The sequence below is a fragment of the Geomonas sp. Red276 genome, assembly GCF_054784495.1.
Window position 1 is genome coordinate 73,782 of sequence record NZ_BLXW01000003.1, and the last position, 19,954, is coordinate 93,735.

At 64.3% G+C, this 19,954-nt stretch carries 15 protein-coding genes; 6 read left to right on the plus strand and 9 right to left on the minus strand.

Annotated features, from left to right (window positions below; all coding sequences use genetic code 11):
• Positions 1–14: 14 nt before the first annotated feature.
• From ACYVL5_RS03570 to ACYVL5_RS03580, 3 genes are all read right to left on the minus strand, one after another.
• Positions 15–1,595: a DUF3443 family protein gene (locus ACYVL5_RS03570; RefSeq protein WP_460594182.1), complete on the minus strand. Its 1,581-nt coding sequence runs from the start codon at positions 1,593–1,595 to the stop codon at positions 15–17.
• Positions 1,582–2,058: a DUF2844 domain-containing protein gene (locus tag ACYVL5_RS03575; RefSeq protein ID WP_460594183.1), complete on the minus strand. Its 477-nt coding sequence runs from the start codon at positions 2,056–2,058 to the stop codon at positions 1,582–1,584. Before ACYVL5_RS03575 ends, ACYVL5_RS03570 begins: the two co-directional genes overlap by 14 nt.
• Before the next feature lie 73 nt (positions 2,059–2,131).
• Complete coding sequence (locus ACYVL5_RS03580) at positions 2,132–2,815, minus strand: OmpH/Skp family outer membrane protein (protein ID WP_460594184.1); 684 nt, start codon at positions 2,813–2,815, stop codon at positions 2,132–2,134.
• A 223-nt stretch (positions 2,816–3,038) separates the two neighbouring features.
• On the opposite strand from ACYVL5_RS03580, the gene ACYVL5_RS03585 reads away from it, so the two are divergent.
• The 6 genes from ACYVL5_RS03585 (at position 3,039) to ACYVL5_RS03610 (ending at position 6,799) form a co-directional block, all read left to right on the plus strand.
• On the plus strand, positions 3,039–3,329 hold the full coding sequence (locus ACYVL5_RS03585; protein ID WP_460594185.1) for a hypothetical protein: 291 nt from the start codon (positions 3,039–3,041) through the stop codon (positions 3,327–3,329).
• Positions 3,330–3,360: 31 nt separating this feature from the next.
• A complete protein-coding gene (locus ACYVL5_RS03590; protein WP_460594186.1) occupies positions 3,361–3,633 on the plus strand; it encodes a hypothetical protein in 273 nt (90 codons plus the stop codon).
• Positions 3,634–3,638: 5 nt separating this feature from the next.
• Positions 3,639–4,499, plus strand: a complete 861-nt coding sequence (locus ACYVL5_RS03595) for a hypothetical protein (protein WP_460594187.1) — start codon at positions 3,639–3,641, stop codon at positions 4,497–4,499.
• Entirely contained in the window at positions 4,496–4,900 is a 405-nt protein-coding gene (locus ACYVL5_RS03600; protein WP_460594188.1) for a type II toxin-antitoxin system YhaV family toxin, read from the plus strand. Before ACYVL5_RS03595 ends, ACYVL5_RS03600 begins: the two co-directional genes overlap by 4 nt.
• Before the next feature lie 18 nt (positions 4,901–4,918).
• Positions 4,919–5,797 (plus strand): LysR family transcriptional regulator, encoded by an 879-nt coding sequence (locus tag ACYVL5_RS03605; protein ID WP_460594189.1) that lies wholly within the window; start codon positions 4,919–4,921, stop codon positions 5,795–5,797.
• Between the two features lie 81 nt (positions 5,798–5,878).
• A complete protein-coding gene (locus tag ACYVL5_RS03610) occupies positions 5,879–6,799 on the plus strand; it encodes an AEC family transporter (RefSeq protein ID WP_460594190.1) in 921 nt (306 codons plus the stop codon).
• 115 nt (positions 6,800–6,914) lie between these two features.
• Here ACYVL5_RS03610 and ACYVL5_RS03615 read toward each other — a convergent pair whose 3' ends face one another.
• From ACYVL5_RS03615 to ACYVL5_RS03640, 6 genes are all read right to left on the minus strand, one after another.
• Positions 6,915–7,598, minus strand: a complete 684-nt coding sequence (locus ACYVL5_RS03615) for a 4'-phosphopantetheinyl transferase family protein (protein WP_460594191.1) — start codon at positions 7,596–7,598, stop codon at positions 6,915–6,917.
• Positions 7,595–8,593: a Rossmann-fold NAD(P)-binding domain-containing protein gene (locus tag ACYVL5_RS03620; RefSeq protein ID WP_460594192.1), complete on the minus strand. Its 999-nt coding sequence runs from the start codon at positions 8,591–8,593 to the stop codon at positions 7,595–7,597. Before ACYVL5_RS03620 ends, ACYVL5_RS03615 begins: the two co-directional genes overlap by 4 nt.
• Entirely contained in the window at positions 8,590–10,230 is a 1,641-nt protein-coding gene (locus ACYVL5_RS03625; RefSeq protein ID WP_460594193.1) for an AMP-binding protein, read from the minus strand. The genes ACYVL5_RS03620 and ACYVL5_RS03625 overlap by 4 nt, the downstream gene beginning before the upstream one ends.
• A 69-nt stretch (positions 10,231–10,299) precedes the next feature.
• Entirely contained in the window at positions 10,300–11,202 is a 903-nt protein-coding gene (locus ACYVL5_RS03630) for an alpha/beta fold hydrolase (RefSeq protein ID WP_460594194.1), read from the minus strand.
• Entirely contained in the window at positions 11,203–12,246 is a 1,044-nt protein-coding gene (locus ACYVL5_RS03635; protein WP_460594195.1) for a ketoacyl-ACP synthase III, read from the minus strand.
• A 223-nt stretch (positions 12,247–12,469) separates the two neighbouring features.
• Positions 12,470–19,954: a beta-ketoacyl synthase N-terminal-like domain-containing protein gene (locus ACYVL5_RS03640; protein WP_460594196.1), complete on the minus strand. Its 7,485-nt coding sequence runs from the start codon at positions 19,952–19,954 to the stop codon at positions 12,470–12,472.

The following is a 19,954-nucleotide window of genomic DNA, read 5'->3' on the forward strand; positions in this document are numbered from 1 at the left end:
GGTCTGCGCAACTGCTAGAAAGCGACGTACGGCCCGGTCCCGAGCGTGGTGGCGCGGTTGGGGTAGCCGAAGTAGGTCTTGCGTCCCAGGAAGAACGGAAGGCCCCAGTCGAATCCGAAGGAGGAGACGCCGGCGATGTCGCTGAAGACGTTGTTGTTGGTGTTGAAAAGGGCGATGAAGTTCCCTACGTTGAACGGCACGTCCTGTACCGGGCTCCCGGAGGCACCCTCGACGGTCCCGATCAGGGCGCGGGTCACCGGCGGGCAGTACCAGGCGCTGTTCGGCGACGAGCAGGGGGGGAGGACGCCGGAATTGGCGTTCGGGATGTAGTAGGCGTTGGAGCCGGTATCCGCGAAGGCGTTCCAGACGTTGGCGGAGTTAGGCGGGTAGATGGTGGCGAAGTCCCCGGTGGAGTCGACCGGGAACACCCTCTGCTGCCCGGTGGTCGGCGTATTGTTGCTCTGGGTGCCGATGCCGAGGATCATGCTCCCGGTCACCGAGGTGGTGCCTCCGAAGGGAACCGGCGGGAAGATCAGCTGGACGCCGTTGTTGTCCTGGGAAAGGCTCGCCACCGGGTTCTGGACCTGGCTGGCCGACGGGACCTTGGTCTCGACGCAGTTGGTGTTGTTGGTCCCCGAGCAGGCGTAGTATCTCCCCACCGACTCGATGGGGGTCGAGTTGTTCGGGTGGTTGACGCAGGTGGAGCCGCAGTCCGTCAGCTGGGTATTGACCCCGAGGATGCCGTTCATGCCGGCGCTAAGCGGCGTGGTGTCCGGCACGCTGCAGGGGGATACCAGGTGGTTGCCGAAGGTGGAATCGACCACCTGGATCGGGATCTGGACCGGAGATTCGCCCCCCAGCTGGACATTGGCGGTCTGGATCGGGCCCCAGAAGGAGGAGCCGTCGGCGAACTGGACGCAGCCTGCCAGGTTGCCGCCGCTCACGGTCACCTGGTTCATGGTGATAGAAGCTGGGATGGCCTGTTTGAAGAGGCGTAAACCGACGCTGCCGGTATCGAGCAGGATGTCGTTGATTTGCTGGCAACCGGTCCCATCAGGGTTGCAGATGGTGACGCTCACGCACGGCTTGTTGAAGTAGTTGACCGAGGTGGCCGCAGAGCAGAGGCCCCCGTTGACGGTGACCTGCATGACGTTGCCGCCGGGAAGCGGAATGGTAGAGGGGATGACGGTGACGGTGGCGTTCTGCGACAAGGTCACCGCCGGGGTGGTGTTGGTGGCCGGGGTGACCGTTACCGTGGCGGTTATGGTCGCGGTCCCTGCGGCAACGGCGGTGGCGGTCCCCTTGGTCCCGGTGGCGTCGCTGACGGTGGCCACGTTGGCGGCGGATGTGCTCCAGGTCGCGGTGCTGGTGACGTCGGCGGTGGAGTTGTCCGAGTAGGTCCCGATCAGGATGAAGTTGAAGACCTTGCCGGCCACGAAGGTGGAGGTGGCGGGCTTAAGAGTGATCGAGACGAGGGTGCCCGGGGATGGCGTGCCTCCGCCTCCGCCACCTCCGCCGCAGCCTGCCAATCCTGCGATGAGGACAAAAAGGGCGAATACGAAACCGGTTCTGGCCAGAAATTTATCGAAGGTCATTGACGTTCACCCCGGTTGGGACCATGGCCGGAATATAGGCCCTTCCCTGAAGATTTCTCATGTGCCCCCACGTTTCCACCACCACGTTCGTCCCCTGGACCTGCTGCTGTCTGCGGCCGCGGATGCGGGGTGTCTGCTTCTTGGCGGTCTGGTAATCCTGGTGGTAGGAACCCAGAAGCGAGCTCAGGTCCGGGGTGTTAATCCCGTTCCAGGCCACGGCGAAGACCACCCCTGAGGGGGTGACGTATTCGCGGATCCTGGTGGCGGCGGTCTGGACCTCCTGCACCTGGTAGCTGCTGGTGCCGTTGGCGGCCAGCACGCGTCTCACCGAGGAAACCGGGGTGCCGTCCTTGGCGATGGAATCGGACTTCTCGCCGAGCACGGCGAGGGCGGGGTTGGCCGGCAGCTGGCTGAGCGCAACGGCCGATAACATTAGCAGCGTCGAAAACCTGGGCATTTTCATGGCGGTCACCTTCTGAAGTATCCGGGGGAGCCGGGAATTTCGAATAAGTCTACCATGCGGCGTCGAGATGCAACTATTTGGCCTGTTTCTCGTCGAGCAGGGTCATGACCTGGTCGGTGATGTCCTTGGTGTCGAGGGAGTCGGAGACGAAGAGGACGGCCTTCTCGTCGACCACGAGGCCGAAACCGTTGGCCTTCGCGTACCCGGCGGCGACCTTCTTGATGTTTTTGACCACATCACTGGTCATCCGCTCGCGCATCTTTTCCATCTCCTCCTCGCTTGCGCGGACGAGCTTCTGGAAATCCTCGACCTTCTTCTGGAATTCCTTCCCCTTGGCCGCGCGCTCCTTGGGAGACATGGTGGGGAATTTGGCCTGGATGGCCTCTTTCTGCTTTTCGAGCTGCTTCTCTTTGGCCTGAAGCTTCTCCTTGTACTTTTCCGATTTGGCCTTGAGCGTATCGCTGACCCCCTTGCCGGTCTTGGATTCGCTGGCGATCCGGGACATGTCGACGAAGGCGACCTTCGGTCCCTGTTCCTTGGCGGACGGTGCGGCCGCGGTGGCCGGGGAGGCGGTGGCGGTGGTGGCCGGAGCATTCGCCGGGCTGGTGGCCGGAGCCGGGGCGGTGGCGGAAGCCGGGGCGGTTGCTGCGGGTTTGGTGTCGGCGGCGGCCGGCTGGGAAGCGGTATCCGCCATGGCCGGTGCAGAGATGAGTGCGGAGAGGGCCACGACGGCCAGGAGCGAAGCGAGTCTGTTCATGCTATCCTCGTGATATCTGTGGGATTCGAGAAACGATAGAAGGTTTACCATGATTTTCGGGTGAACTCAATTTTAATGTCGCCCTTTTTAGACGGACACCTGCCCGGGGCATCACCCCGCTCCATTCGATGAAAGCCACCCTTGTATCTCGCACCATCGCTCCGAATCGAGGTTGACGGGGGTGGCCGGCACTGTTACCATGCGGGCTCGCACGGAGGTAACCATGCCAGAGATCATTAAGAAACTTGAACAGCTGACCGTGGCGGACCCTGCCGACCGCGAGGTCATTGCCGCCGCCGTTACCGAAATCCGCGAATTGAAAAGTATGCGGGACGCCCTGGAGGAGATCCTGATCGTCCTGGTGCGGACCGGCGTCCCGTGGGATGAGGAGGGGCGCCCCAACGAGAACTTCGACCACTTCCGCGAGCGTTACCACCGCTCCCTGCACGAGGCAGCCGACCTGCTCGGCCTCGACCTGCGGAGCACCATCACCAGGACCGAACCGAGAACCTAGTTTCCCTCAGTTTGAAGGAGAATCACCGCACATGATTCATGCATACCTGCTGCAGATCGCTTTCATCTTCGTCTTCTTCATTGTCCCCGGCCTGGCCGGCGGATGGATCGCCTGGACCAAGGGGCGAAACCCCTTCCTCTGGTTCCTGCTCAACACGCTGTTCCCCCCGACCCTGATGGTCACCATCTTCCAGGGCCCCGCCCGGGCGGTGCCGGGGCACTACCGCGAATGCCCCAACTGCCACGAGTTCAGCAAGTGGCGTGAGATGGTCTGCCGCTTCTGCAAGACCGACCTGGCCGGCTGAAGGAGATGATCACCCAGGCCCAGGCAGACTTCACCCGCATGGTGCACGAACTCGGAGAATTCACTCGCCGGGATGTGACCCAGGGGGTGAAACTGGGCAAGTTCAAGAAAAGCGCCCTGGGGATGATGGAAAAGGAGCCGGTGGCGGCAAACCTTCTCCTCGGGCTGGTCGCCTGTCTCGAGCATGATTCGGCGGCCATGCACGACCATCACAAGAAGGCCCTGGAACTCACCGAGTCCCTGGTCACCCTCATGTACTACTCCGCGTCCCTCGAAAAGTGCTGCCTCTGGGGGGAGGCGGTCCGCTTCGCCCTGTTGGCGCTGGACATGGACCCGGAGAACCCGCTACTCCTCGACGAGGTGATCCGTATGGCCCCCCTGACCGGCCGCTTCTCGCTCTACAGACGGCTCTTGGAACAGAAGGGGGGCTGGGCGCCCCGGCCCGAGGCGAGCCAATGCGAGGCCGTGGGCGACCTGCTCACCTCCCATGGGATGCTGGAGCGCGACCTGAAGGCCGTCCTGGACGGCATCGGCTGCGCCCTGTCACAGACCGACGTCATCCTGCGGGATTACTCCTTCGGGGTGGTACCCGTCCCCGATGCACCCTTTCTCCATTACCGCTTCGTCATCCCCGACGAATTTTCCGCTTCCTACTACGAAGACCTGGTGCGCTCGGGTCTGCGCTCGCTCCCGCTTCATCCAAGGACCTTCGAGGCTATCTCCTTCAGCGTGGAGAACGCCGCCGTCCGCGACCTCTACCGGGTCATGGAGAAGGAAGGTGTCGAGGGTGGTGAGCCTGTCGTCCCGGACCCGGAGCGGCTCAAGGCGATCGGAGAGCTGGTCCTTGGGGTGGAGGCCCGGCCATGATCAGTAACGAGTCCCGCCTGGTGTTTCACCCCGCCTTCGCCGCCGTGCTGGATGAGCTGGCGACCCTGGTGGCCAAGGAGAAGGAGCGGCACCCGGAGAGCTACCGGGAGTCCCCGCTTGCGAAGCTCTTGGCCCAGGTCTACCGGGCCATCGTCAAGGATATCCCCGGCCGTCCCGAGCACGCCGAATACTACCAGGGCGAGGGGGAAGTCGAGGGGGGCAGTCAGTGGCGGAGGGCGATACTCTCAGGCGGGTACCGGCTCTATTTCAAGCACGACAAAGAGAGTAACGTCATCGTCTATGGATGGCTCAGTGACGAGGTCAACTTGAGAAAGTACCGCCGGCACGTCGAGGCGTACCGGGAAAAGGTCCTCAGTCACGAGATCACGGACATAACCTGAGATAGGCAACGAGGCACCATGTCGCTGCGTAACCTTCAAATTCTCACCGCCGTTGCCCGCAAAGGGAGCTTCGCCGCGGCTGCCGACTACCTTGGCCTTACCCAGTCTGCCATAAGCCTCCAGGTGAAGAACCTGGAAGAGGAGTTGGGGGTCCAGCTGTTCGAGAGAAACGGCCGCAGCCCCAAGCTCAACGCCAGCGGCCGTCTGGTCGTGGAGCGGGCGGAGGAGATCCTTTCCCTGTACGAAGGGATCAAGGGGGAGCTCTCCCCGGCGAACCGGATAGGAGGGGTGCTGACCCTTGGCGTGGTCCCCACCGTGCTGACCGGACCGCTCCCCTCGGTGCTCGGCCGGTTACGCAGGGAACACGAGAACCTGCACGTGCGGCTCGTGTCCGGCCTTTCCGCCGACCTGTTCCGGAAGGTGGAAGACGGCGAGCTCGACGCCGCCCTCACCACCGAGCCCCCGTTCGCGGTAGGTCCCCAGTACGAATGGCGCCCCTATGACGTGGAGTCCTTCTTCGTGGCGGCGCCGATCGGGACCGAGGCCAGCCACATGGAAGAGCTCTTCGAGCGCTTTCCCTTCGTCCGCTTCGACAAGACCGCCTGGGCCGGGGCGATGGTCAACCGCCAGCTGATGGCCCAGAACATCGCCCCGCGCGAGGTGATGGAGATCGACTCGTTGGAGTCGGTGCTTCGCCTGGTGGAGGAGGGGCTCGGCATCGCCGTGGTGCCGCTCAACAGGAAGCGGCTGCTTGCCGCGGAGAGCCATTTCAGCCTTACCAGGTTCGGGTCTCCTCCACTGACACGGCGGGTCGGGATGTATCAGAAGGGACGTCATGTCCGCCAGTTACTGACAGAGCTCATACTGAACGAACTCACCACTGAATGCATTTCTTGATTAAAACTTGATGTAACGTCAAGTATTATCAATTTTTAGTTATGGAAGCATCGTGCTATGCTCCCTGAAAAGGAGGACGCGATGATTTCCATAAGCGACGCACTCACCCCGGTACTGGCCATGATACTGGCCGGCTTTCTCATCCAGCGCACTAACTTCCTTCATCCAAACTTTTGGCCCTCCGCCGAAAAACTCACCTATTTCCTGCTCATGCCGGCGACCTTGATACACAGTCTTGCCGGGAAGAAGATCAGCGATCTCCCTTGGCTGAAAATGCTTTTGACAGTCGAGGGGGCGGTCGCTGCCAGTGCGCTGCTGGTCCTTCTTTGGTGGCTGACCGACCGCCGGATGGGTGGGCCTGCCTTCACGTCGCTCTTTCAGGGGGGCGTCCGCTTCAACACCTTCGTGGCGCTGGCGCTGGCGGAAAACTTGTTCGGCAACGAGGGGCTGATGCTCGCCGCGCTCGGGGCCGGCTTCATGATCGTGCTGATCAACATCCTGTGCGTCTCGGTCTTTTCGGTGGCGGTCAATAAAGACGATGGGGTGAGTCTGACGCGGCTGGTGGGAGACCTGGTACGCAACCCGCTGATCCTGGGGTGCGTGATCGGGGTTGGGGTGAATGTGTTGGGGCTGAAGATCCCGAAGGCGGTCGATGGGGTGTTGCTGTTGGGAGGGAAGGCCGCGTTTCCCGTCGGCCTGATGGCGGTAGGGGCCGCTTATCGGGCGGGGCATCTGAGGGCCCACTGGCAGTCGCTGGTGGTGAGCAGCACCATACAGTTTCTTTGCAAACCGGCGATCGCGTGGGGACTCGCGACCTACCTGGGGCTGTCCGGAGTGGCAACCGGGGTGGCCGTGCTGCTGTTCAGCGTGCCCACCGCGCCCTCCGCGTACATCCTGTCCCGCCAGATGGGAGGCGATCATAACAGCATGGCTACCATCATCACCGCCCAGACCTGCCTGTCATTCTTCACATTGCCGCTGACTATCGCCCTGTTGAGATAGCCAGTAGGGTGGGCACCCCGTGCCCACGCGGTCGTCGACGTTGTGCCTCCGCTTTACAGCCGGTTTCGGGCGAAACGGTGGGCAGAGGACTGCCCACCCAACGGATAAGAAAGGGTCAAAACTCTTCTACAGCTACTGCAGCGCAGAGGGGGGCGGGGAGGGTTAGGTCTGCCAGCATCCACTTGGCCGGCTCGTCCGGTCTCCCCCGGTGGGCCAGCAGCGCCGCCGATTCTCCCGGCAGCAGTGACACGTCGAATCCGGTGGAGACCTGCGAGAAGCCGGTGCCGGTTCCCTTCAGATACGCCTCCTTCCTGCACCAGCAGCGGTAGAAGGCCGCCAGTTGCTGGTCCCCGGGCAGGGAAAACAACTCTTCCTTTTCCCTCTCGGAAAAGTACCGCCTCGCCATCTCCCCGAATTGAAGCTCCTGCTTCATCATCTCCAGGTCGATCCCGACCTGCCGCCCCCTGGCCAGGGCAATCAGCAGATGCTCCTCGGCATGGGCCACGTTGAACGACACCGGCTCCGGCTCCTCGACAAGCCTCGGCTTCCCGAACTCTCCCTCTCTAAGCTCTATCTCCACCGGCGCTCTTCCCAACGCATACCCCAACTCTTCCCGCAGAATCCCGCGCCCCACGAAGAAGCGCCTGCGCCGGACCTCGTCTATCAGCCGGTTACCCCGCTGCACCTCTTCGGCAGTGAGAAACCCACGCAGGCGATCGGCCTCGCCATCCGGTACGTCCAAGGAAAAATAAAGGATGTCGACCAGCCCGGAAAGGGATGCCGGCACTGTCAGCTTCATCGCGGCGCTCCCGCCTGGAACCACGCCTTGAGGCGTCGCAGCCCTTCCTCGACGGATACGGCGGGTGCGTAGCCGAGATCGTTTCTCGCGGCGGAGATGTCGAACCAGTGGGCGGTGGATAGCTCGCGGGCGACGAAACGGGTCATGGGGGGCTCTCCCGAGAGACGGAAGGTTTTCCAGATTCTCTCGCAGGCGGCCCCAACGGCGTAGGCAAGGGATGGGGATATGGAGCGGGTAACGGGGGGAAGTCCGGCGGCGGCGAGGATCTTGTTCACCATCTCCCAAAGCGGGAGCGGTTCGCCGTTGGTGATGAAGTACGCTTTCCCGGCGGGGGCGGACCTGAAGGAAAGCCGGTCTGCGGCGTCGAGATGGGCTTGGGCTGCATTGTCGACGTAGACGGTGTCGACCAGGCACGGACGGTTCCCGATCCGCCGAAGCCTCCCCGCGCGCGCCTTCGCGACGATGCGCGGCACGAGGTGATTGTCCCCGGGGCCCCAGATCAGGTGGGGACGAAGCGAGACGGTGGCAAGCTCCGGCGAATTTGCCGCCAGCACTTCCTTCTCCGCCATCGCCTTGGTCAGCGGGTAATACGTTTCGTAATGGGTGGGGTAGGGGAGCCCTTCATTCCCCCCCTCGACGTCCGAGCCGTCGAACACCACGCTCGGCGAACCGGTGTAGATAAGCCTCCCTATCCCGTGGGCCCGGCAGGCCGCGATCACGTTATCGGTCCCCACCACGTTCGCCTGGTGGTACTCCTGGTAGTCGCCCCAGATCCCCGCCTTGGCCGCCACGTGAAAGACGATGTCGCAACCGTCGGCAGCCTGCTCGACCGCCTTCCGGTCGCCCAGATCCCCATGCAGTTGCCTGACTCCCAGGGCCTCCAGCTCGGGGTAATGGCCGCGGGAGAAGCTCACCACCTGGTCGCCGCGGGCGACGAGCAGGCGCACGATGGCCGACCCGAGGAATCCCCCTCCACCGGTCACGAGCGCCTTCATTTCACCTTCTCCGCCGCCCACTTGGCCAGCTTCTCCCGGAAGATCTTGGCGTTATGCCTGATGTCGACCGGAAAGGCGGGGTGGAAGAGGATCGTCTCGATGGCGTGGGTGTGGATATGCTCCTGGGCGATCTTCAGCAACTCCTCCCGCACTTTGTCCTGGTCCCACTTCGATCCTTTCTCCAGCTCGACGCAGAGAACCGGTTTCGTCTCCCCGGGGGCGCCAATTCCAACCAGCGCGGTCCGGTAGACGGCCGGGTGGGTGTTGAAGACCGCCTCGCAGGGAATGGTGAAGAGCGGTCCGGCCGCGGTTTCCACCCGGTGCGACTTCCTGCCGCAGAACCAGACCCGCCCATCCTCGTCGCGCCCGCCGAGGTCCCCCATCCGGTGGAAGAAGGACCCGGTCTCCGGATCGAGGATCTTGGCCAGGTGGTCTGATTCCGGACGGTTGTAGTAGTTCCTGGTGACCTGCTCCCCCTGGACCACGATCTCTCCGATCTTGCCGACCGGTACCTTGAGGTCATCGTCCCAGTAATAGATCGGGCTGTCGGTGATCTCGATGATCTCCAGCCGGATCCCTTCCACCGGGCGGCCGATGCAGACCCCGCCGCCGGCGTCGGTGATCTCCCGCGTGCCGCCGAGGATTTCGCTGCTGCCGATGGAGCAGACCGGAAGCGCCTCGGTCGCCCCGTAGGGGGTGAATACCTCGACGCCCGGATTGAGCATGGAGGTGAAGCGCTCCAGCACGGCGGCCGGCACTGGCGCCCCGGCGGAGATCGCCCGCCGCAGGGAGGGGAGCCTGATCCCATGCCGCACGCCGTAGCGGCTCACCCGGTTGATGAGGGCGGGGGAGCCGAACATGGTGGTGACGTTGTACCTGGTGATGGCGTCGATGATCTTGACCGGATTGACCGACCCTGGTCGGGTGAAGTCCATCTCGGGGATCACCGCGGTCATGCCGAGCGCGGGGGCGAAGAGTGCGAAGAGCGGGAAGGTCGGGAGATCGATCTCCCCCGGGTGGATCCCGTACACCTTTTTGAGCGCTTCCACCTGGGCGGCGAAATTGCCGTGGGTGTAGACGGCCCCCTTGGGAATGCCGGTGCTGCCGCTGGTGAAGAGGATGGCGGCGACGTCGTCGCGCTGGGTGGGCGCCATCATGAACGGTTCGTCGGGTGGCGTGTTCTCGATGATCGACGAGAGGGTGGTCCCTTCCCAGCCGAGGCGGTGGCCGACGGTGACCAGGGTGCGGAGGGTCCCCTTGCCCCAGCGGAAGAGGAGCCGGGCGATATGTGCCTTGGGAATGCCGATGAAGGCGTGCGGTTCGGCCTCGGCGAGGCAGGTCTTCAGGTTCCTGATCCCCAGGCCCGGGTCGATCAGTACCGGCACCGCGCCGACCTTGAAGAGCGCGAAGGTGAGGGCGAAGAACTCGGGGCTCGGCGTCACCATGAGGACGGTACGGATGCCGGAGCAGATGCCGACGCCGATGAGGCCCGAGGCGATCCGGTCGCTCAGCTTGTCCAGTTCGGAGAAGCTCATCCGCCGCTTCTGCTTCGGGAAGATGATGGCCGTGGTATCCGGCTGGCGCTTGGCCATTTCCGGCAGGTGGGCGGCTATGTTGACGATGTCACTGTTGGTCATGCGATGCCTTTTCTGTTTGATGGAATCGCTTGCTTATCACTTGGGTGGGGATGGGGCGATTCCTTTCGGTTAGGCTGCGTCCCCGCAATGTGTCTCCGCCAGAAACTTCACTATCAGTGGCACCACTTCCTCTTTCATGTCCTCGAGAATGTAGTGTCCGGCGTCCGCATAGCTCGTCACTTTGGCCTTCGGGAAGCGCCTGATCCATTCCTTGAGGAAGCTCTTGTCGAAGACGAAGTCGAGCTCGCCCCAGAAGATAGCCATCGGGAGATCGGCAAAGCGGACGAGCCCCTCGGCCACCTCGCTCACCAGCGCGTAGTTCCGGTCCCCCGGCTGCAGCGGAATGTCCTGCACGAACCGCAGGGTGGCGATCCGGTTTTGCCAGGAGTCGTACGGCGCGCGGTAGGCGGCTTGCAACTCGGCGCTCATCGGGTTCTTCTTGCACCCCACGATGGAGGCCCCGGCGCTGAAGGCGTTGAAGCCGCGGACTAGCAGGGTGCCGAGGAGCGTGTCCCGGCAGATCTTAAGCCCCAGCGGGAATTTCTTCTCCTTGGGGAGATGGAATGCGGCCGTGTTGAGAATGACCAGCCTGCCGATCCGCTCGGGGTGGCGGCTCGCGTAGGCCATGCCGATCATCCCGCCCCAGTCGTGGACGATGAGGGTGATCTTTCCCGTAAGCTTCAGGTGGTCGATCAGCTTCTCGAGATCGTCCACCCGGCGGGAGAGGGTGTAGTCGTAGCGGTCGTCGCCCGGCTTGTCGGAGAAGCCGCAGCCTATGTGGTCGGGGACGATGCAGCGGTAGCGGTCCCGGAGCGCCAGGACCAGGTTACGGTAGTAGAAGGACCAGGAAGGATTTCCATGGACCATGACCACCGGGGCGCCGGTCCCCTCGTCGAGGTAATGGTAGGAGAGGCCGGAGAGGTCGAGGGTTTTGCCGGTGAAGGGATAGAGTTTGCCGAGGTCTTTGGCCATTTACCAGTCCACCCCGAGCATGAGGCAGTTGAGCCCGCTTCCGATCCCCAGCATCGCCACCCGGTCCCCTTCGCAGAGGACGTCGCGCTCGTCCGCCAGCGCGGCCGTGAGCGGCAGGGAGACGGTCCCCATGTTGCCGAGGAATTCGTAAGTGGTGAAGTCCTTTTGGAGCGGGATGCCGAGGGTCTTGAGGATTGCGCTCTGGTGGGCGCTCCCGACCTGGTGGCAGATCACGCGGTCGACGTCGCTGTCGGTCCAGCCGACTTCGGGAAGGAAGTTCGCCCAGGTTTTCACCCCTAGCTCGACGCCGTAATTCATGACACTTACCGCGTCGGTGCTCATGGACTGGATGAACCCGCCGTGGCCGTCCGGCTGGACACCCCAGAGGCAGAGGTTGTGGTGTTCGGGGGCGGTGAGGGCGACCCCGCCGCGGAGCCTGCGCCTGCCGGAGTTGGAGAAGGAGCCGTCGGTAAGGAGCACCGCAACGGCGCCGGAGCCGCCGGTCAGGGTGGCGAGCGAGCTGGCGAAGTTTTCCATGCCGCGGTCGGCGAGCATCCTCTCGATCATGATGTCGTTGATGTCGCGCGCGCTCTCGCAGGAGACCACGAGGCCGGCGCGGATCTGGCCGAGCTCGATGCGGTTGGCGACCTCGAGGATGCCGTTGAGGACGCCGAGACAGGCGTTTGAGAGATCGTACACCGCGGCCTGGCCGGAGATGCCGAGGCCGGCCGCCACGCGGCAGGCGGTGGCAGGCTCGAACTGTTCACGGCAGACGCCGGTGTAGAGAAGCGCCCCGAGATCGGCGCCCGAGAGTCCGGCCGCGGTCAGAGCCTTCCTGGCAGCGGCCAGGGCACCCTTGGAGAGCGGGAATCCCGGTTCCCACCAGCGGCGCTCGCGGATGCCGGTAAGCGCCTGGAGCTGTCCCGGCGCGAAGTGGAGCGTCTTGTACAGCGGCTCCAGCCGGGCCTCCAGCTCCGCCGAAGTAACCACCACCGGCGCCAGTTCATAACCGAAAGACTCTATGAATACCTTTGAATACTTCATAAACCACCTTAAGGATTGATAGTTCCTGAAACCTGAAAAGCTTCCCTCACCCCTGCCCCTCTCCCGGAGGGAGAGGGTATAGTGAAATCCAGTACCCCCTCTCCCGGAGGGAGAGGGAATAGTCGCCTCCAGTAACCCCTCTCCCTCCGGGAGAGCGAATAGTCGCCTCCAGTAACCCCTCTCCCCCCGGGAGAGGGTGCCCGAAGGGCGGGTGAGGGAGGTTTTACTTCCTTTCCACCTGCACCGTGAAATCATTCATCTGGTAAATGACCCTCCCGTCCACCGACAGGAAGCCATCCGCCGTCATCACCTTCGCGGCGTCGTCCATCGCCGTGACCCACATGGTGACCGTCACCAGACTGTTAGTCGGCACCACCTGGCCACGGTAGAGCCAACGGTGCTTGCGGTTCAGGGCGACCGCGGCGAGAACGTCACCATCCGACCATCCCCAGCGCCGGACCGCGGCGAATTTGACCAGCTGAAGGAACGACTCCAGCCCTAGCGATCCCGGCGTGACCGGATCCTCGTAGAAGTGCGCCTTGAAGAACCACTCCTCCGGCTGCACCTTTTTGGTCCCCTTTACGTACCCAAGCCCGGCCGGGCCTCCGTTCGGGAGGTACATCTCGATTGTGTCGATCATCCGCAGCATGGTGTCCGGGAAAGGAGGCGCCGCAGGGTAGGGGAGCCGCTCGGCGCCTGCCGCTTCCGTTTCGTTCGGTTGATAGGCCGCGGCGTCCCTGATCCCGACCTGGTTGGCAAGCGCCTCCTTGCCGAAGAACCCGAACATGGTCTCGCCGTCGTAGACGACGCCGTCCCGGTCGGCGACCGAGAAGGTGAACTCCTGGATGATCATCCCGCCGCTGTTGGCGACCTTGGTCAGGTTGGCGGTCGCCGTCAGCGTGCCGCTTTCCGGGGTGACGGGACGGTACTGGAGGGCGGTACCTCCCAGGTTTCTGAAGGAGATGTCGGTGGGCGAGGAAAGGGCCGACCCGACGTAGGCGGCCAGCCATCCGCACGGCTGAAGAGCGGCCTCCAAGAGCACCGAGAACGGCATCCTCCCCTGGCGCTCCACGCCGAAATACCACTCGTTCATCGGGATGTCGTACTGCGCCTCGGCCATGGCTCCCGGCACCATCTTCCACGGCTCACCGGCGACGGCCGTGACGCGGTCCATGAACTGGAACGGGGGACCCGGCAACCGGGCGATCTTCCGCTCCCGGTCGAAGACCTTGTACTTGTCCCCGAACCCCTCGGAAGGATTACCGTTGGAGTAGGCGAGGATCTGCTCCTTCGTATAGATCGCCGGTTTCCGCTGGTATCCGACCGCAGGAGAAGCCGCCTGGAGGGAGGGTGCAAGGAGGTGGGGGCGTCCCGCCTGAACCGCGTTGCCAGCCCCGGCACCCTGCCTCCCGGTCCATAGTCCGGAGAGCTTATCCCGGTCAGTCCCGGTGAGCCGAGCCGACATGTTGGTGATCTCGACGATCGGCTTGCCATCCGCGTACATGAGCGCATCCACGATGGCGTACGGCTCCGGACGGTACCCCAACTCGCGCACCGTGACCTCGTAGGTGACGACCTTGGTATTTTCCAGAACCTGGCCGCGGCAGCAGAGCTGGCTTGCCACGCCCGGAACCGGCTGCCATGCCGCTTCGTCCCCTTCGGCGACCCAACCCATCCTCAGCAGGAAGATCCTTAGCGTGTGCATGCAGCACTCGTACATGAGAGTGCCCGGCATGACCTTGTCATCGACGAAGTGGCAGGTGATGAACCAGTCGTCGGGGCGGATGTCCGCCTCGGCCCTGATGAAGCCGAGCTGATAGCGGCCCCCTGTGGGGACCAACTCCATGACCCGGTGGACAAGCCGCATCTTTCCGCCCGGGATAGTGAGTGGGCGGCTCAGGTTAAGCCCCTGGAAGAGCGGTCCGAAGCACCCTGCGAGATCCCCCTGGCGCAGGCGGTCCAGCTGTTCCCCGGTATAGGAGGCCTTTTCCATCGGCACCAGGTCCTGCCAGCCGGCGGGAAGCTTGCCGGAGGTTGGGCGGAGGTCGAGAGCGCCGCGAACGATCCCTTTCCCCGCGTCAAGTTCCGCCTGGGAGAAGAATCCAGCGCAGCCGTTACGCATGGAGAGAAGCGGCTCCCCGTTGACCGTCGATTCGAAGTGGAACCGGAACAGGTAGGTGTCGTTCTGGCGGAAGAAGCGCTCGATCCTGATGTCGTAGCTGATGGTTTCGCCCGGGCGCGGCAGTTCGCGGTGGAAAGTGACCACCGCGTCGAGGAGCCGGTAGACGGCCAGTCCGCGGGTAATGAAGTCGATGCCGAGGTAGCCGGAGAGGAAGAGGTCGGCCTGACCCGCCTCCACGGCGATACAGGTCGGGATCCTGCCTCCGTCCAGGTACCAGGCGCCAGGAAGGACGTCGTGCTCGGTGACGACCCGCCCACTGGTCATCGATTTCGGCTCGCCCTCGAGAGTGACCATCCGGTCGACCAGCATCAACGGTTCATCCGGGAGCCGCACCCTGGTCGGGAAGCTATCCGCCTCGGCGAAAGCCGGTCCCAGCATCCGGCCGACCGACCCTATGGCAAACTCCATGCACATGTTCCGGTCAAACACCGCCGGCTTAACCGGCGGGCGCGGCTCCGCTGCCGGGGCAAGAGATGCGGCATCGCGGGCGGCGCTTCCAGCTTTAGACGCTGTGTCCACCCGGTCCACCGCGCTTACCGCGCTTACCGCGCTTACCGCGCCCACAGTGCCCACAGTGCCCACGGTGCCCACGGTGCCCACCGCGTACGGCTCCGCCGCGACCCCTTCCGCCAGCATCTTCTCCTGCAAGGCCAGTTGCAGCGCCAGCGCTTCCGTCATCGAGCGGGTCATTTCCTCAGCCACGCGCAGGTACGCCTCGTGTGCCTGGAGAGTCGCCTGCTGTGCCGCCGCGAAATTCTGCAGCAGCGAGGTCACCCCATTTTCCACCTCTCCTCCCAGCGGGCCTTCGCCCGTGGCAACCTCGGCGAAGCTCTGGACGGGTGAGGGCGCGGGATGAACGTTAGCCTGGAATGCTGCCGCAGTATCTACTTGTTGAGACATGGTATGAGCCGAATCGGTCGCAGAAATAGCAGGTTGACTTTCAGTATGAATGCTATGGGTGAAGGTTTCAGGCGCCTGTGACATCGTGCCTGCACCCTCAAATGCTGCCGGTACCAGTTCAGTTTCTGCCGTCAGAGTGCTCTGTCCGACCACCTCGCTGACACTCTCTACGCTGCCAGTGAAGTTGAATCCTTCCTGTACCGGCACCTCCACCGCCTTTTCTTCCTCTGGCAGAGACACCGTTGCGACCTCAATTACTCCCTCCTCTTCAAGGGGATGGGTGGGGCGACGATGGGGTACCGCAGTCACTTCGAACCGTTCAGAGCCAGTGACGCACCTAAGCGATTTCGACCCAACGACCACCACGTCCTTCGCGTACCCGGCAATCAGCGGCTCCAGGTCCATCGGCACCCGTTCGGCGAAAAGGTGGGCCAGCAGCTTCACCACCGCCGAGTTCTCATCCCCACCGGGGAAGCAGACCGCCCTGGCGGCGTGCGGCCTCTTGTTGAGAATCCTTCCGATCATCCTCGTGCAGGAGGCGCCGGGCCCCATCTCGATGAAGATGCGGACGCCGTCCTCGTACGCCGCGTCGATCACCTTCGGGAAGTCGATCCCTTCCAGAGCCTGGGCGAGGATCGATTCCGCGGCCGACCGGCGGTTCACCTGGAACGAAGCCCCGTAGGCCCCGCTGTAGAAGGTGATGTTGTTCGGCGGATTGGTGTTGAAGAGATGGAGATCGCGGTAGGCTTCGGCCACCGGACGCGCCACTTCGCAATGGACCGTGGTGACACCCTGCAGCGGGAAGAACCGGCAATCGAGCATCGCCACCACGTGCTTCACCCACTTCACGTCGCCGCCGATCACGCACTCGTCCGGGGTGTTCACGATCAGGAGATAGACGTGCGAGCTCTTCTTGAGCGCCCTGCGGACCTCGCGCGCGGGCGCGTCGACCACGCCGATGCACCAGTTGATTTCCTTCCCCTCCATCTCGCCCCAGGCCTTCCTGACCGCGCGGCACTCACCGGCCAGGTCGTGGGTGAAGAGGGTGGAATTCTTCATGCGGGAGAGCATCAGGTCCCGTTCCTGCCAGGTCCGGGTGGCAATGAGGCCGGCGCTCTCGCCGAGGCTGTAGCTGATTACCGCATTCGGCTTGATCCCGAAACCCTGGACGACGTCGCTCACCGCGCAGCCGGTCGCCACTTGGCCGAAGATGACCGCCAGGTGGTCGTCGTTCACCTCTTCGATGGGGGCTCCGTTCCAGAACGCTTCCGGCTGGAACTGCTCGCGCAGATACTGGTTCTCCGCGTCCTGGCGACGGAAGATCTCCGGCCAGCGGGCGGAAAGATCCTTCCCCATGTCGGCGAAGTGATTACCCGAGCCGGGAAAGACGAAGCCGACCTTGCCGGTGGGACCGAGCGGGTTGCGGGAGAAGAAGAGCCGATCCCGCAGGGACGGATGAAGGATGGCCTCGCTCTGGACCGAATCCGCCCTCAAGAGCCGCTCAGCCTGGTCGATGAGCCCGATCAGTTCGTCGCGGCTGCGGGCCACCAGCGACATGGCCAAGGGCTGGTTGATCGCCGCCTGCTGCCGCTTGATGAGCTCCCGGGAAAGCGTGGCGATATCGGGAGGAGAGGGGAGGGTGGCTTTATCCCTCAGCTGAAGGAGCGCTTCGGCAATCTCCCCTTGCCCGGAGCCCGTGACCGGGAAGAGGAAGTCGTTGCCGGGGCCAAGCGGCGCCAGGCGTTCCGCCTTCGCCTCGGCGGGTACCTTGTCATATCCCTCCAGCACGACGTGGCAGCACCCCCCGTCGACGCCGAAGGCACTGACCCCGGCGTGGCGGGGCCCTTCGGCACGATTGCGGAGCCAGAAGCGGGGCCCGGAGGGGAGGAAGATGGCGTCGCTGCCGGAGAATTTGGAAAGGGGCGCCTTTCCCGCGGGAGCCGGCGGGATGATCTCCTGGTAGAGCGCCAGGGAGGCGCGCGCGAGCGACGCGATACCGCTGGCGGCGCCGCAGTGCCCGATGATTCCCTTGACGGCGGTGACCGGGAGGCGGCGGGGAGCGAATTTCGAAGTGGAGCCGGGAGGCTGGAAGAAGTCGGAGAGGGCGGCGCACTCCATCCGGTCCTCGGCGGGATCGCCACTGCCGTGAGCCTCCACGAGCCCAACCCGTACGGGATCGATCCCTGCATCGCGGTACGCGCGCTCGAGCGCCCGGCGGTAGGCAGCAGCACCCGGCAGCTTCAACTCCCCGTTCGCGTCGCCGACCCCCTTGATGACCGCATAGATCCTATCCCCGGCGGCCTTGGCGTCTTCCAGACGCTTGAGCACCAGGGTCGCCGCACCTTCCCCGATCACGGTGCCGTCGGCACTCTGGTCGAAGGGGGTAGCGCGGCCCGACTTGGAGAAGGGGCGGGCCATGTGATGCCCCCAGGCGGCCCGCAGGTCGCCGGCCAGATCGACCGCTCCCACGATGGCGCGATCGATCTCGTTCGACTGCAGCTGGCGCACCGCGGCCTGCAGGGCGTGGATCCCGGAGCTTTCCTCGCTGGAGATCGTGAAGCTCGGGCCGCCGCAACGGAACTCGCGGGCGACGCGGCTGGCAACCACGCTTCCCAAGGCACCCATGGTCCGGTTGGCGGTGAGGGCAGGTCCGCTTTTCTCGCGCAGTTCCTGGATCCAGGCGGCGAGTTGCTCGTCGCTCATTTCGAGCCCGAGTTCCTTGGCCCAGGCGGCCGCCTTCTCGGCGATCGACCAGCGGAAGCTGAAGTTGGTGCTGTTGAGGTCGAGGGCGATCCCGACGAACACCCCGGCGCGCAGGTTCTCCGAACGATCGAGCTTGGCATCGCCGATGGCGGCCGCCGCCGACTGCAGCATCAACAGCTGCTGCGGCAGCATCTCCTCCATCTCGCGGGGCGGAATCCGGAACTGGTCCAGCGGCACCGCGAAATCGTCCACGAAGTACCCGGCGAACGGCGTGGAGGAAAGCCCCGCTTCGGCGAACCACTCGCTCTTCTCGGCTCCCCACCAGTCGGTCGGCCGGCCCGGCTTGGTCGCCTGATCACCCCCCAGCACGTGCGCCTGGAAGGACGTCAGCGACTGCCACTTCCCGAACCGCGCATCGAGTCCCACGATAGCGACATCGTCCTGAATGGCGTCGCCACCCCGTTCCGAAGTTCGGCCAGAGGTCCCCCCCTTGTCAAAGGGGGGACAGGGGGGATTTGCCTTTGCCTCCCCCTGAGCGCCAAAAACCGACCCCGCTTCTTGCACCACCTCCTGCCCGATCCACTCCTCGACCAAAAGGTGGGCATTGATCCCGCCGAAGCCGAAGGCGCTGACGCCTGCCCGGCGCGGGATCCCCTCGCCGCGGCGGATCCACGGCGCCGGGGATTTGAGCACGCCGAACGGGCTCTGATCCAGCCCGAAGTTGGCGGGAGCCTGGGCGAAGTTGGCGGTGGGGGGGAGGGTTTCCTCGGCCATGGCCAAGAGGATCTTGGTAAGGGCGGCCGATCCGGCGGCGGTCAGCAGATGGCCGATGTTGGACTTGACCGAACCGATCACGCAGCACTTTTCCGATCCCGGTGCGGCTCCCCAGAGTTCCCTGAGGCTCGCTACCTCGGTGGCGTCCCCGACCGGGGTGCCGGTCGCGTGGCATTCGATGAGATCGACGTCCTGCGGTGCCCATCCCGCCTTCGCGTAGGCGTCACGCATGGCGCGCAGCTGCCCGTCCGAAAGCGGCGCCAGGAGGCTTCCCCCGACGTCGTTGGAAAGACCTACGCCGCGGATGATCCCGTAGATCCTGTCGCCGTGCTTGAGGGCGTCCTGGGTCCGTTTCAGGATGAAGATGCCGGCCCCTTCGCCGACCACGAGGCCGTCGCCGGTGGCGTCGAACGGGGCGCAAATGCCGCGTTTGGACAGCGCCCGCAGCTGGGAGAAGCCCATCTGGGTGAAGAGGGGATCGGGACGGGAGAGGCCGCCGGTTACCATGGCGTCGGCCCGGCCGGAGGTCAATTCGTCCACGGCAAGCTTGATCGCGTAGAGAGAGGAGGCGCAGGCCGCGTCCAGCGTGAAGGCCCCGCCGCCAAGCCCCAGGGAGGCGGCCAGAAGACCCGCCGGGAGGCCGGCGACGTAGCGGTTGAGGGGTTCCGTGGCGGCGGTCTCGATGGCCTTGCCGAGGAGCTTTTCCTCGAAGGTGCGGCCAAGGAGGGCGCGGGTGATCTCGGCGGATTTTTCGCTGGGGAGGGCGAGGTTGCCGATGATGACGCCGACCCGGGTGAGATCCACCGGCTTGGTGACTGCGCTGTCGAACGCGCGCTTGCCGGCGTGCAGAAGGAGCTGGAAGGCGGGGTCGAGCCGGGCGATCAGGGATTGGTCGATGAAGAGGCCGGCGAGCTCGGAAAGCGGCGGCAGCTCCTCGATGAAGCAGCCGCGGCGCGAGTAGACGTGGTCAGGCTTGCCGGGCTCGGGATCGAAGGCGGTATCGGCGGAGATCTGCCATCTACCCTCGGGTACTTCCCGGGCGGCACTTTTGGCTAAGCGGATGTTTTCCCAGAACGTGGTGAGGTCGGGAGCGCCGGGGAAAATCCCGCCGATCCCGACGATGGCAACCGAGGGGGACTGCTCGTTCAT